Consider the following 14,467-nt stretch of genomic DNA (forward strand, 5'->3'; position numbering starts at 1 on the left):
ACCACCCAACCGATGCACCACCCGATGAGAGAGAGGGCACCATGAAAGCGACCGTCAAACGGACCATGCTCGCCATGGCGATTGCCACTGCCTCGACCGCCGCTGCGGCCAATGGCTGGGACAACCAGAACGCCAACGCGAACATCAACCACACCCACACCGTCAGCGAAACCCGCAACGAGACGCACAACCACACCGACAACGACGTGCGCAACCGCACCGTCAACGTCAATGTGCAGAAGCACAGCACCATCCAGGCCGACGAACGCAAGGAAAAGAACAACCACGGCGTCGACGTGAACCTGGAGAAGGACCTGCGACTGAGCACCGACATCAATTTCTCCGGCGACCCGAACATCACCGGCGACATCGACCTCGATTCTGCGGCCATTGCCGTGATCGACAACCGCCAGTCGATCAGCAACAACGCCACCAGCAACAGCCTGATCACCAACAGTGCCTCCATCGGTGACAGCGTGGGTGCAGGTGCCTCCGGCAACCTGGGCTTCAACGTGGTATCGGGCGACAACAACGCCCAGGACAATGCCGCCTCGTTGTCCGCCGCCGACGCGTCCTTCAGCTTCGGCATGGCCGACGCCGAGGTGTTCGTCAACCAGGCCGGCTTCGGCAACGCCACCATGAACTCCGGCGTCACCAATGCCGCGGGTCTCAGTGGCAATGCCTTCGGCGGTGCGTCCGGCAACATCGGCGTGAACATCGCCTCGGGCAACAACAACGAGCAGAAGAATGCGCTCGCCGCCTCGGTCGCGACCACCGCAGTGGCGCAGTCGAGCATCAGCTCCAACCAGGTCTCCACCGGCAACACGGTCAGCAACGCCGGCTTCGTGCAGTCCTACACCGATACCGTGCAGGTCGACATGCGTGGCGGCGTCAGCGGCCTGACCCTGGCCTATGGCGCCGGCACCTACCGCGGTACCGGCAACGCCTACCAGATGGCCAACTACTATCTGGATACCTGGAGTGGCGAGCTGCCACACCCGGGTGGCAGCAGCACCGGCCACATCGACCTGGACGACGAAATCCAGAACGCCACGATGAACCCCAACCGGCCGGGGTGGGTGGCCTGGGCTTCGATACGCGTGAGAGTGGCACCAGCCAGTTCGTCGAACTGGGCGTGGCCGACCTGTATGCCAGCCTCAGCGGCACGGTCAGCACCACGCGCTGGGTGAACGTCAACGCGACCAACACCTCAGCCTTGTCGGGCAGCGCCTTCTCCGGCGCCTCGGGCAACATCGGCGTGAACGTGGCCGCGGGCACCGGCAACCTGCAGGCCAACAGCCTGGCCCTGGCAGTCGCCCAGCCCAGCACCGGCGGCGGTGGTGGCAGCGGCGAGTAAGCGCAACACCCCGGCCGTCCGCCAACGGCCGGGTTCCCGGGAGCTCCTGTTCCTCCTCCCCCTTGGGACAGGAGCTCCCCCTTGCTGCCGGAGAATGCGATGTTCGGCCACCGTCTCTCGATACGCCTGCTGGCCTGCCTGCTGTTGCTGGGCGGCGCGTCCGCGCGGGCGGGCGACGTCGGCTTCGCCGGCGTACTGCCCAATGGCGCGCTGCTGCAGCAGAAGGTGGAGAGCATGCAGGAACGGCGCTACCGCAACGTGGTACGCCAGCACACCGATTACAGCTGCGGAGCGGCCGCACTGGCGACCATCCTGCGCCATGCCTACCACCTGGACACCGACGAGGCGACGGTGATCGAAGGGATGATGGGGGTGTCCGACCCGGCGCTGGTGGCAGAGCGCGGTTTTTCACTGCTCGACATCAAGCGCTATGTGGAATCGCTGGGCATGCGTGGGCGCGGCTATCGCATCGATGAGGCACGCCTGCGCACGCTTCGCGTTCCCGGCCTTGTGCTGATGGACGTGCGCGGCTTCCGCCACTTCGTGGTGCTCAAGCAGGTGCGCGGCGGTGTGGTCGAGGTGGCTGATCCCATCCTTGGCAACCGCAGCCTGGCGCTGCCTGAATTCCTCGCTGCGTGGCCATCGCGCGCCGTATTCGTGGTGATCGGCAGCGATTTCGATCGCAACACAGTCCTGCTGCAACCCAGCGAACGACCCAGTGCCCGCGCGCTCTACGCGCGACAGGGGCCGATCACCGATGCCGAACTGGTCGACTTCGGCTTCAGCCACGCCGACCTGTTCTGAAGGAGGTTCCGCCATGTTCCGCCACCGACTGTTGATGGCCCTGCTGCTGGCCTGCCCCGCCCTGCCCCTGCAGGCAGCGGACGCGGCGCCCGGGCGTGGCCTGAAGGAAATTCCGGATCCCGAACTGAACCTGATGCGCGGCCGCTACACCGTAGGTGGCAATACCGTGGCCTGGTTCGGAGTGACGATGGTCTCGCAGTGGCAGGCCAGCAACGGAAGCGTGCTGCAGGGTGCGTTGACCCTGGGCATGGACTTCCGCGGCGGCGGCAGCCCGAAATTGAGCTTCCAGCCCAGCGTGCACGTGACCGCCGCAGACGCGCCGCTGCCTGACACGCAGGGTCGCCACATCGACAGCAGTGGCCTGGCCAACGCCAGCGGCCTGGTGCAGAGCGTGCAGGTGGCCGGCGATGGCAACGTCGCCCGCAATGCGACCACGCTGGTGGTGCGCAACGGCACGGTGCCGACCCGTTCGTATGACGGTGCCCATTCGCTCAGTGCGCAGGGTGCAGGCGTCTCGGCCTCCGCGGTGCTGGACGGCAACCAGGCACGCCTGCAGTTGCAGGTGGATGGCCAGGGCCTGGTCCAGCAATGGATACGCAACGGCAGCGTCGGCCAGGGCATCGCCCTGAACGGTGACGGCCAGATCGCCAGCAACCAGCTGCGGCTGGAGCTGGTGCGGGATACCGCGGGCGGCAACCTGCCGTTGAGCCAGAACGTGGCCCAGGCGATTGCGATGAACCGCGGCATGGGGCCGGGCCGGTAGCACCACGGCACGGCGTTGGGGGAAGCGTTCCACAACGCAGGACACGAACATGCACACCCTGATGAGGATCACACCGTTGGCGCTGGCGGCGCTGGCGGGCACCGCCTTCGCCGCGCCACCCGCGGCGGACGATGGCGCCGACGTGCAGGCACTGGCCAACCAGCTGGAGCAGCTCAAATCCAACTATGCGCAGGAAGTGCGGCGGCTGCGCGAACTGGACATGCAGGTGCAGGCCATGCAGGCGCGGCTGAGTGGGAAGGTTGGCCCGATGGCCCTGTCTACGGCTACGGCAGTCGAGCGTGGCGCGACTCTACAGACTTCGTCGGGTGGCGAAGGCTACGCCAGTACCGCCGCCGAGGCACAGCAGGCGAAGCAGGAATCGCGGCGCAGCGTGGATGATGTGAAACAACAGCAGTCGGCGCTGTTCTCGCGCCGCTTCACCGTCGAGAACAGCCTCACCTACGCCCGCTATGACCGCAAGCAGCTCACCCTCAATGGTTTCCTGGCGCTGGACGCGATCTTCCTCGGCAACATCGCCATCGAGAACGTTGAATCCGATTCGCTCACCTACAACCTGGCCGCACGTTGGGGTGTCAGCCCGAACCTGACGCTCAACCTGGACGTGCCTTACCTGGCGCGGCGCACCGTCTACCAGAAGGGCGGCGCCGGCGGTGCGGCGGCCGCGATCGCGCAGGAAGAAACCAATGGCAACGGGCTGGGCGATATCGGCCTGAGTGCGAATTACCGCTTGTTCGGCGAACGCGGCTGGCGCCCGGAGACCGTTCTCACTGCCGGCGTGACCGCCCCTACCGGGCGCGCACCTTACGGTCTGGACTGGAAGGTGATCGAGCGAGACGACGATGACTACATCCGCTTCGCCGTACCCAGGGAACAGCCCACCGGCAATGGCGTGTGGCAGGCCAATGTGGGCCTGTCGATGGTCAAGACCGCCGATCCGGCGATCCTGTTCGCCAACGTCGGCTATGTGCATTCGTTCCCGCGTGGTTTCAGCGACATCGACAGCAACCCCGACACGGTCAACCCGGGTGACGTGAAGCTCGGCGGCGCGGTCTACTTCGGCGCTGGCGTGGCCTTTGCGTTCAACGAGCGCACCAGTCTCAGCCTGTCCTTCAGCGACCGCATCAGCGCCCGCGCTTCCACCCGTTTCCAAGGCGGGAAGTGGATGAAAGTGATCGGCAGCGACGCCAACGCGGCATCACTGAATCTGGGCGTGACCTACGCGCTCAACCAGCACACCACACTGGTGACCCTGCTCGGCATCGGGCTGACCCCGGATGCACCGGACTTCACTCTCGCCTTCAAGATCCCGTACATGTTGTAGAGACAGCGCCAGGCACGGCTCTGCGCCCCGGGCAGGGCCTGGATTCATCTTCCGGCACCACAGCGGTCCCTGCCCGCTGCTATATTCAGTCCAGCTCGGCAGGCATGGTGCCTGCCCTCGAATCACAGGGAGTTGGACATGGGTCTGGTACAGGCGGTGAAGGGTGCAGTCGGTGGTGTGCTGGCCGACCAGTGGAAGGACTTCTACACCGTGCCCACAGGCCTGCCCTCGACGGCGGCCCTGTTCGCCGCGGTGCCGCGCGGCACCAACGCCGGCCGCGGCTCCAACACCAGTGGCTCGTCCAACATCATCACCAACGGCTCGAAGATCATCGTGCCGGAGGGCTACGGCCTGCTGCTGTTCCAGGACGGCGCGATCACCGCGTTCGTCGCCGAACCGGGCGGCTACGAGTGGCGTTCGGACGATCCCAACTCGCAGTCGATCTTCGACGGCGACGGTCTGGTCAGCACCTTCATCAAGCAGAGCTGGGAACGCTTCAAGTTCGGCGGCCAGCCCGGTTCGCAGCAGGCGGCTTATTTCGTCTCGCTGAAGGAGCTGCCGGACAACCGCTTCGGTACCCAGTCGGAAATCTACTGGGACGATGGCTTCCTCAATACCCAGGTGGGCGCGGTCACGCGCGGCTCGTACACGCTGAAGATCGTCGACCCGATCCTGTTCGTGAAGAACTTCGTGCCGGCCAGCTACCTGCAGCCGGGCCAGGTGTTCGACTTCACCGACCTGGACAACGCCGCCGCCAGCCAGCTGTTCAATGAAGTGGTCGGTTCGCTGGCACCGGCCTTCAGCCTGTACACGAACGATCCGGGCAAGGGCAACCGCATCACCAAGCTGCAGCAGGACTCGCTGGGCTTTGCACAGAGCCTGTCGGCCGCCGTCGAGCAGGGCTACCAGTGGAAGTCCGATCGCGGCCTGGCCATCGTCAAGACCGCCATTGTCTCGATCGAGTACGACGCCAACACCCGCGAACTGCTGAAGACCGTCCAGCGCGCAGATGCGCTGTCCGGCTCGCGCGGTAATTCCAACCTGCAGGCGAGCGTCGCCCAGGGCATCCAGGCGGCCGGCGAGAACGGCGGTGCGGCTGGCCTGGTCGGTGTCGGCATGGCCTCGGGCATGTTCGGTGTCGGCGGCATGCAGCAGCCGGTCACGCCGGCTGCCGACGATCCGGTGGCCAAGCTGAAGAAGGCCAAGGAAATGCTGGACCTGGGCCTGATCACCCAGGGCGACTACGACGCCCTGAAAGCAAAGGCACTGGGCCTGTAACAGCAGGACGCACAACGAACATGTCCGATCCCCGAAACGGCCCACCGCCGCTGCCCGGATCCGCGCCCGCGACGCCGCCGCCCTTGCCGGCGGCGTCGTTGGATGGGCCCGGTTCGCCGCAGGACGTCCCTCCCCTGCCCGGCAGCTTCCCGCTGGACACCTCGAAGCTGCCCCAGGCCATCCGCGATGAAGTGGAAGCGCCCGATCCTGTAGCCATCGATACCTCAGCCAGCGAGCTGAAGGACGGCCTTAACCGCTGCCCGAAGTGCGGCGCCACCGACATCCGGCCCAAGGCCGGCACCGATATCCTCGTCTGCCTGTACTGCCGTCACGAATGGCATGGCGCGCGCGTCGAGGAGGAATTCGGGCTGGGCGAGGCCATCGACCAGCTGCGCGGTACGGTCATCGCCTCCGGCGCGCGTGACATCGACGCCGACACCTCGGCGCTGATGACGTTCAAGTGCACGGGCTGCGGTGCCGAAGTCACGGTCAATACCGAAAGCACGATGACGGCGCGCTGCCACTGGTGCCGCCACGTCTTCGGCGTCAACGAACAGATCAGCAATGGTGCGGTGCCCGATGCGGTGCTGCCCTTCCACATCAAGAAGGACGATGCGGTCGCGCGCATCCGCCAGTTCGTCGACAAGCGCCGCATGTTCGCGCTGAAGGCGTTCAAGGAGCAGTTCACCCCGGAAAACGTGGTGGGCGTGTTCCTGCCCTACATGATCGTGGACAGCAATGTCAGCGCGGCCGTGGCCGGCAAGGGCGAGATCCAGACCCGGCAATACACGGTCGGCAGCGAGAAGAACAAACGCACCCTGTACGACGCAGATGTCTACCAGGTCGAACGCCAAGTGGATTTCACGGTTGATGACCTGCCCCTGGAATCCTCGGCCGAGCGCGGCAATCTGGATACCCGCGCCAACACCAACAACATCATCAACACCATCTTGCCGTTCGACACCAAGAACGCGATGAAATGGAACGCCTCATACCTGGCCGGCTTCACCTCTGAGAAGCGCAACCTGGACGTGGAGAAGCTGCGGCCGCGGCTGGAAGACCAGCTGCTGTCGATCGCCCGCGCGCAGGTGGAAGGTTCGGTGAGGCGCTACAACCGTGGCGTGCGTTGGGAACAGGAGCAGCTGGAGGTGCATGGAACGCGCTGGGTGTCGATGTACCTGCCGGTGTGGCTGTACTCGTATCACCAGCCCGGAAAGAACGGCGGCATGCTGCACTACATCGCAGTGAACGGCCGTACCGGCGAAACCATGGGCAGCGTGCCCGTGCAGCAATGGAAGATGCTGCTGGCGGCCCTGGCCACCGGCACCGTCATTGAAGCCCTCGCAATTGCCTTCCTGGTGGCATCGACATGAGCGACGACAGTGGCCTCTGGCTGTTGGCGGCAGGTCCAGCCGGCGCAACCGCGCTGTACTGGGCGCTGTACCGCTATTACCGCAACACCGACAAATCGCACTCCTTCGAACATGAGACCGAGATCGAGGCCAAACCGGTCACCGGCTCGGACCAGCAGGTCGGCCGGATCACCGGCACCGAGGACAAGCGTATCCGCGGTGACAACGTGTATGAGTACCGGAAACGGGTGGCAAGGGTGAAGCCGGATCAGTAGCGCCAGGCGATGCCTGGCTGCGGGAAGTGCCGGCCGCTGGCCGGCATTCCTTCGGTTTCTGGGCGCCAAGTGGGAGCCGGCCAGCGGCCGGCACTTCCCTTCGCTGGGCTGCGCCAGCGCACACCCTCACACCGTCTCCCGCCCCACCGGTTCGATACTCGCGCGGTTCACCCTCCCGAGGATGCTGCAATGGCTGCCGTGCTCGCCCGTACCTGCCTGTCCGCGTTGTGCTGCCTGGCCCTGCCCGCCCTGGCTCAGGACGCCTCGTTCGGCTTCGGCGAACAGATCACCCACACCGACCAGACCACGCAATCCAGCAGCACCCAAACCCAGAGCAGTGGCGCGGTGACCACCCAGGCCACCACCAGCGGCAGCTCGCAGTCCGGGTCACGCAGCGAAAGCAAAGAGATCGACGTGGGCTTCGGTTTCCACGACGACAACGACGACTGGGGCCACGACCGCCACCGTGGCGGCCGCGATGTGCGCGACAGCGATCTGTTCGGCAGCTGGACGCTGGGCCAGGAGAACGGCAACACCTGCTCCATCGAGCTGAAGAGTATCGAGTGGTTCGGCGGCTACAGTGCTTACGTGCCCGCCGGCTGCCCGGATGGCTTCTTCTCGGCCAACCGTTGGGTACTGTCGGGCAATCAGCTGCTGCTTACCGACACCAGCAACACCGTGTTCGGGCGCTTCCGCGCGTCAGGCGGTGGGCGCTGGACGGGCTACCGTGAATCGGATGGGGCGCGTTTGTACCTCAATCCCAAGGGGCACTGATCGCGCCGTGCACGCAATGGGCACGCGCTGATCGGGAAGATCAGGCGTCCGCCCCGCCCCGCCGCCGAAATGTCCGCTCCCACCGGTTCCCGTCTGGTCATCTATGCCGCCCTCGCGGGTAACCTCGCCATTGCCATCGCCAAGTTCGTCGCTGCCGGCATCTCCGGCAGCTCGGCCATGCTCAGCGAAGGCGTGCATTCTCTGGTCGACACATTGAATGAACTCCTGCTGCTGTACGGCCTGCGCCGCGCCGGCAAGGCGCCGGACCCGGTACATCCCTTCGGCTATGGCCGCGAGCTGTACTTCTGGAGCTTCATCGTCGCCCTGCTGGTGTTCGCCGCTGGTGCCGGCGTCTCGGCCTACGAGGGCATCCAGCACATCCGCCGGCCGGAGCCGGCCACCAACCATGCGTTGAGCTACAGCGTGCTGGGCATTTCCATCCTGTTCGAGGGTGCTTCCTGGTGGGTGGCGCTGCGCGAGTTCCGGCGTACCAAAGGCAAGCTTGGCTACTTCGAAGCCTTCCGCCGCAGCAAGGATCCTTCCACCTTCACCGTACTGCTGGAAGACAGCGCTGCATTGCTCGGGCTGGGCTTCGCGTTGATCGGCCTGGTGGCCGCGCAGGTGCTGGACATGCCGGTGCTTGATGGGGTCGCCTCCCTTTGCATCGCCGGCGTGCTGGCCGCCACCGCCTTCCTCCTGGCCCGTGAAACCAAGGGCCTGCTGGTCGGAGAGCCTGCACATCCGGCAGTAGCCGAGCGGATCATGGCGGTGGCCGAAACCGATCCGGATCTGCGCCGCGCGAACGGGGTGACCACCATGCAGATGGGCCCGGAACAGGTGGTGGCCATGCTCAGCGCCGAGTTCGAGGACGATCGGCGGACCCCGCAGATCGAAGCCTGCATCACCCGCATCGAAATGGCGGTGAAGCGCGAGCATCCGGAACTGGTGGCACTGTTCATCAAGCCGCAGACGCCCGAGATCTATGCCTCCCGCCGCGCGGCACTGGCCGCTCCGCCTGCACCGGAATGACGTGGCGTCTGCGCACGTTTCACCTCGCCAGTGCCACAGTGCCAAGCTCTCTCGCCCGAACCTGCCACTCTCGTGCCGGACTGGTTGCCCGTTTCCCTGCAGAGCCTCCCGCGCGGCTTCTACCGGCGCCCGCCAACCGAGCTCGCCCCGGAGCTGCTCAACAAGCTGCTGGTGCGCAACGATGGTCGCGTCGGCCGCATCGTCGAGGTTGAAGCCTATGCCGGCAGCGACGATCCGGCCGCGCACTCTTATCGCGGGGCAACGCCGCGCACGGTCAGCATGTTCGGTGAGGCGGGCCATCTCTATGTCTACTTCACGTACGGTATGCACTGGGGCAGCAACGTTGTCTGCGGAGAGATCGGCGAAGGCGTCGCCGTACTGCTTCGCGCCATCGAACCTCTCGAGGGGCTGGACCAGATGCGGGCGCGGCGTCCCGCCGCACGCCGCGACCACGATCTGGCCAGCGGCCCCGGCAAGCTCTCGCAGGCCTTCGGGCTGGACCGCAGTTTCGACGGCGCCGATCTGGTGACAGGCAGCCACGGCATTGTCATCGCCAGCGATGGCGTGCCGCCTCCGGCAGATCCGGTGATCGGGCCCCGCATCGGCATCACCCGCGCGGTGGACTTCCCCTGGCGCTGGCATGTTCGCCACCACCGTCACGTTTCAGTGCGGCCCTCGCGCGGGCCCCGCAAACTCTGACCGCGATGCGTCACGCCGGCATCACCCTGCCATGGCGATACATAACGCCGCATGCATTACCGTGGTCTCAGACAGCCGCCGCAACCGCCCTCGCCACCCAGCCCTGAAAAGCGCCATGGACGAAGCCGAACGACTGCTCGAAATCGAACGACTGCACCTGTTGGATACGCCCCCGGAGCCGGTGTTCGATGCCATCGTCGCCGCCGCCCGCGCCGCAACCGGCATGACCATGGGCCTGATCAGCGTGGTGGCCGAAGACCGCCAGTGGTTCAAGGCCAACATCGGCCTTGAAGGCGTCAGCGAAACGGCCCGCGAAATTTCCTTCTGCACCCATGCCATACGCCAGGACGAGCTGTTCGAGATACCCGATGCGCGCCAGGACCCGCGTTTTTCCACCAATCCACTGGTGACGGGTGGGCCGCGCATCCGGCACTACGCTGGCATCCCTCTGGGCTCGGCGCACGGGGCACGTATCGGCACGCTGTGCCTGCTCGATCCGATGCCCGGCGTGCTGTCTCCGTCCCAGCGCGAGCTGATGGTGCACCTTGCCCGGGTCACCACCCAGGTGCTGGAGCAGCGCAGCACGCTGATGGCGCAGGTGGGCCAGGCCAAGGCGCTGCATCGTGAGCTGAAACGCAGCGAGGACTTCCTGGAGCGCACCAACCGTGCCGCCCGGGTGGGCGGCTGGGAGATGGACCTGGTCACCAACGAAGTGCGCTGGACCCGCGAGACCAAGCAGTTGCACGGCGTGCGCGGCAACTTTGAACCGACGCTCGACACCGCGCTGTCGTTCTATCGCGAAGACAGCCGCAAACATCATCCGGGCAGCAGTGCAGCGTTGCATCGACGAAGGCACGTCCTGGGAAGTGCAGCTGCCGATGACCACGGCCGACGGGCGCGCGATCTGGACCCGCGTGGTCGGCAGCCGGCAACAGGTCGACGGCCACCCGCGCCTGGTCGGGGCGATCCAGGACATCACGGACGAACGAGCCGCGCTGGACGCGCTGGAAGCGAGCGAAACCCGTTACCGCCGATTGTTCCACTACAGCCTGGGCCTGATCTGCACCCACACGCTGGACGGAACATTGACCTCGGTGAATCCGGCGGCCGTGCAATCGCTGGGTTTCGAAGAAAGCCAGATGATCGGGCGCAGCCTGTGTGACCTGATGCCGCCGGAAAAACGCGCGGGCTTCAATGCCTACCTCGCTCGAATCCAGGCAAACCACACCGACGCTGGTGTGATCGAGCTGATCGCCGCGGACGGAACGCGCCACTACTGGGCGTATCACAACGTGCTCGACAACGAAGCCAGCCCGCCCTACGTGCTGGGACATGCTCAGGACGTCACCGCGCTGCGGATGCAGGAGCAGCAGCTGCGCGAAATGTCCTTCAAGGATCCCCTCACCCAGTGCTACAACCGGCGCTACCTGCACCGGCTGGATGAACTCATTGACGAGCGCTGGGCATGCGTGATGTTCGACCTGGACCACTTCAAGCACATCAACGACACTCAGGGCCACCGGCGTGGCGACGCCGTCCTGGTCGAGTTCGCGACGTTCCTGCGCTCACCGCTGGGCAAAGATGAGACGGTGGTACGACTGGGCGGCGACGAATTCATGGTGGTACTGGTCGCGCCTGCCGACGGCCGGTTGAGCGAACTGGAGCATTGGTACCAGGACCACGCCGCGCTCGCGCCCAGCGCGTTCTCGATGGGTGCGGCCATCAACACGCCCGGCGAGCCGGTGGCCGACACCATCCAGAAAGCGGACAGCCGCCTGTACCGCACCCGCGCACGGGTACGCCGCGAGCGACGCGAGGACCCAGCCGCGCGTTGATCACGCGCTTACCGTCACCCAGGCCGGCGCGTGGTCGCTGGCCTTTTCCTGCAGGCGTACCCAGCGGTCGACGCCAGCGTCCTTCAGTCGCTCCGCCAGTACGGGGTTCAACAGCAGATGATCGATGCGTAACCCACGGTCGCGCTCGGCATGCTGGCGGAAATAATCCCAGAAGGTGTAGATCGTGGCGTCGCCGTGCACCTCCCGCAACGCATCGGTCCAGCCCTGCGCCAGCAGTCGTTCAAAGGCCTCGCGCACCTCTGGCTGGAACAGCGCATCGCGGCGCCAGGCCTTGGGCTCGTAGACGTCGGCGTCGGTGGGAATCACGTTGAAATCACCCAGCAGCAGCGCAGGGTGCGGCAGCTCGACCAGGCTGCGCGCATGCCGGATCAGGCGCTCCATCCAGCGTAGCTTGTAGTCGAACCTGGGCCCGGGCTGCGGGTTGCCGTTGGGCAGGTAGAGTGCACCCACCACAATGCCATGCGCCGCCGCCTCCAGGTAGCGGCTCTGGGTGTCCTTGGGCTCGCCCGGCAATCGGCGGCGGCTCTCGACCGGCGTGGTCCCTCGTGCCAGCAGCGCCACGCCGTTCCACCGCGCCTCGCCCTGCCAGAGCGCGCCGTAGCCAGCCTCTTCCAATGCCGAAGCCGGAAACGCGGCGTCGGTCGCCTTCAGTTCCTGCAGGGCAACCACATCCGGCGATTCCCTGTGCAGCCAGTCCAACAGCTGCGGCAGGCGTGTGCCGATGCCGTTGACGTTGAACGTGGCAATGCGAAGCATCTTGCGACGGGCCATGCGGGAAGTCTCCTCGGCGCATCGGGTGAGCGTTCAGTGTGCGCGCCCAGGCATCCAAGGACCGTGGATGCCGCGTAATGATGCGGTGCCATCCGGTTCACCGACCGCTGCCTTGCCGCGCAGCAGGCTGGTCACCGTGAACCCGGCATCAGCCACCTGTGGCTGCTGCCGTTCTACCGCAACGCCGGCCGTGATGGCGGCTACGATGTCACCGGGTGCGCCCCTACTCCGCCGCCAATGCCTGGATCGGGTCCAGCTGCGCGGCAGTGCGTGCCGGAAAGTAGCCAAAGCCCAGCCCGATGGCCGAAGAGCACGCCAGTGCGGCGAGCACCGGCCCCGGCGAGAACAGGAACGGCACGCCCAGCGACAACAGGCTCGACAGCGCACCCACAGCGAACGCGAGCAACACCCCCAGCACACCGCCGAACAGGCAGATCAGCACCGCCTCGATCAGGAACTGGCGCAGGATGTCGTTCTGCCGCGCCCCCACCGCCAGTCGCACGCCAATCTCGCGTACGCGCTCCTTCACCGACACCAGCATGATGTTCATCACGCCTACGCCGCCCACCACCAGCGCCACCGCCGCGATCGCCGAAACCAACGCGGCCAGGGTCTGGCTGGACTTCATCACCGCCTTGCGGATCTGGTCGGCGTTGTAGATGAAGAAGTCACGACGGCCATGCAGGCGCTCCAGCTCGACGCCCAGCGAGGCTTCGGCGGCATTGGTGGGTACGTTGTCGCGTACGCGCACGGTGATGCTCTCCAGGCGTTGGCTGCCCAGCAGCCGGGAAGCCGCCGAGGTGTACGGCACGTAGACCGTGGGGGTTGCACCACCGGCGAACGCATTGGGACCGACCGCGCCGATCACCTCGACCGGCATGCCACCCAGCAGCACCGTGCTGCCGATGGGATTGCCAGTGAACAGCGCCTTCGCCGCCTTCTGGTCGACCACGCCCACTGCGCGGTGCGCATCGACTTCGGCGTCGGTGAAGAAGCGGCCGGCCTTCAGCCGCAGCCCCCGCACGCGCGGCATGTCGGCCCCTACGCCCAGCACCTGGGTGTTGGCACGACGGCTGCCCTGCAGTGCCGCCACCGATCCCGTCAGGTTCGGACTGGCGCTGTCCACATAACTCAACGCCGCAAGATGGTCCGCGTCGGCCACCACCAGCGTTTCGACTTCCGCCGAGCGCGGGTCACCGAAATCTGCGCCCGGGAAGATCTCCAGGGTGCTGGCGCCCAGCGCGTTGATCTGGGATTCAACCTGCGCTTGTGCGCCCTTGCCCAGCGCAACCACGGTCACCACCGCGGCCACGCCGATGATGATGCCGAGCATGGTCAACAGCGTGCGCAGGCGATGGGCCAGCATCGAACGCGCGGCCATGCGTGCCGCTTCGCGGACCGCGTCCCTGCGTGCGCGGCGCTCGGCGACCGGCGACGTGCCGCGTTCGGTCCCGCATCCTGCGGCCGCAGCCAGCAATCCCGGCTCGGCGCGGTCGGCCACCATCCGGCCGTCGGCGATCTCGATCACCCGCGCCGCGTTGGCGGCGATCGCCGCATCATGCGTCACCAGGATCACCGTGTGGCCCTGCGCGTGCAGGCGCTTCAGCTCGGCCATCACCTGCTGGCCACTGGCGTGATCGAGCGCACCGGTCGGCTCGTCGGCCAGCACGATCGCGCCGCCGTTCATCAGCGAGCGGGCAATGGACACGCGCTGCTGCTGGCCACCGGACAGCTGACCCGGCCGGTTCCCGGTGCGTTCGCCCAGCCCCAGCGCTTCCAGCAGCGTGCGTGCGCGCGCAGTGCGCGTCTGTGCGTCCACGCCCGCATAGACTGCCGGCAGCGCTACGTTCTCGGTGGCACTCAGGTTCTCCATCAGGTTGTAGCGCTGGAAGATGAAGCCGAAATGCTCACGGCGCAGGCGTGCCAGGGCGTCCGGCGCCATCTGTTCGGTGGCCTCGCCGTTCACGCGATAGCTGCCCTCGGTCGGCCGGTCCAGGCAGCCCAGGATGTTCATCAGCGTGGACTTGCCCGAACCCGAGGGGCCAATGATGGCGATGAACTCGCCGGCGTTGATGCGCAGCGAGACCTCCTTCAGCACCACCACCTCGCCGGCGGCCGAGCGATAGGCGCGCGATACGCCCTCCAGTTCCAGCAGTGCATGGGCCAT

General features: G+C 66.3%; 11 protein-coding genes and 2 pseudogenes. 11 read left to right on the forward strand and 2 right to left on the reverse strand.

The features are described from left to right. Nucleotides 1-41 precede the first annotated feature (41 nt). The 11 genes and pseudogenes from DL544_RS11280 to DL544_RS22470 all read left to right on the forward strand — a co-directional run bounded on the left by DL544_RS11280 (nt 42) and on the right by DL544_RS22470 (nt 11,508). Nucleotides 42-1,357 (forward strand): annotated as a pseudogene (locus DL544_RS11280) (adhesin). A 99-nt stretch (nt 1,358-1,456) separates the two neighbouring features. Continuing rightward, entirely contained in the window at nt 1,457-2,161 is a 705-nt protein-coding gene (locus DL544_RS11285) for a C39 family peptidase (RefSeq protein WP_069138471.1), read from the forward strand. Nucleotides 2,162-2,174: 13 nt separating this feature from the next. Continuing rightward, nucleotides 2,175-2,924, forward strand: coding sequence for a hypothetical protein (locus DL544_RS11290; RefSeq protein WP_139727144.1), 750 nt, complete (start codon nt 2,175-2,177; stop codon nt 2,922-2,924). A gap of 49 nt (nt 2,925-2,973) precedes the next feature. Continuing rightward, complete coding sequence (locus DL544_RS11295; protein ID WP_065196332.1) at nt 2,974-4,266, forward strand: transporter; 1,293 nt, start codon at nt 2,974-2,976, stop codon at nt 4,264-4,266. A gap of 138 nt (nt 4,267-4,404) precedes the next feature. Then, on the forward strand, nt 4,405-5,544 hold the full coding sequence (locus DL544_RS11300; protein ID WP_139727145.1) for an SPFH domain-containing protein: 1,140 nt from the start codon (nt 4,405-4,407) through the stop codon (nt 5,542-5,544). A 20-nt stretch (nt 5,545-5,564) separates the two neighbouring features. Next, nucleotides 5,565-6,917, forward strand: coding sequence for a hypothetical protein (locus tag DL544_RS11305; RefSeq protein WP_095377545.1), 1,353 nt, complete (start codon nt 5,565-5,567; stop codon nt 6,915-6,917). Continuing rightward, on the forward strand, nt 6,914-7,171 hold the full coding sequence (locus tag DL544_RS11310; protein ID WP_005416661.1) for a hypothetical protein: 258 nt from the start codon (nt 6,914-6,916) through the stop codon (nt 7,169-7,171). The genes DL544_RS11305 and DL544_RS11310 overlap by 4 nt, the downstream gene beginning before the upstream one ends. 189 nt (nt 7,172-7,360) lie before the next feature. Next, entirely contained in the window at nt 7,361-7,945 is a 585-nt protein-coding gene (locus DL544_RS11315; protein WP_095377544.1) for an AprI/Inh family metalloprotease inhibitor, read from the forward strand. Nucleotides 7,946-8,014: 69 nt separating this feature from the next. After that, nucleotides 8,015-8,974: a cation diffusion facilitator family transporter gene (locus DL544_RS11320; protein ID WP_095377543.1), complete on the forward strand. Its 960-nt coding sequence runs from the start codon at nt 8,015-8,017 to the stop codon at nt 8,972-8,974. A gap of 72 nt (nt 8,975-9,046) precedes the next feature. Beyond that, nucleotides 9,047-9,673 (forward strand): DNA-3-methyladenine glycosylase, encoded by a 627-nt coding sequence (locus DL544_RS11325; RefSeq protein WP_095377542.1) that lies wholly within the window; start codon nt 9,047-9,049, stop codon nt 9,671-9,673. Nucleotides 9,674-9,788: 115 nt separating this feature from the next. After that, nucleotides 9,789-11,508, forward strand: a pseudogene (locus DL544_RS22470) (sensor domain-containing diguanylate cyclase). Here DL544_RS22470 and xth read toward each other — a convergent pair. Next, on the reverse strand, nt 11,509-12,300 hold the full coding sequence (gene xth, locus DL544_RS11335; protein WP_139727146.1) for an exodeoxyribonuclease III: 792 nt from the start codon (nt 12,298-12,300) through the stop codon (nt 11,509-11,511). Nucleotides 12,301-12,523: 223 nt separating this feature from the next. Continuing rightward, complete coding sequence (locus tag DL544_RS11340; protein ID WP_139727147.1) at nt 12,524-14,467, reverse strand: MacB family efflux pump subunit; 1,944 nt, start codon at nt 14,465-14,467, stop codon at nt 12,524-12,526.

It is taken from the genome of Stenotrophomonas sp. pho (assembly GCF_006228405.1).
Taxonomy (GTDB): Bacteria; Pseudomonadota; Gammaproteobacteria; order Xanthomonadales; family Xanthomonadaceae; genus Stenotrophomonas; species Stenotrophomonas sepilia.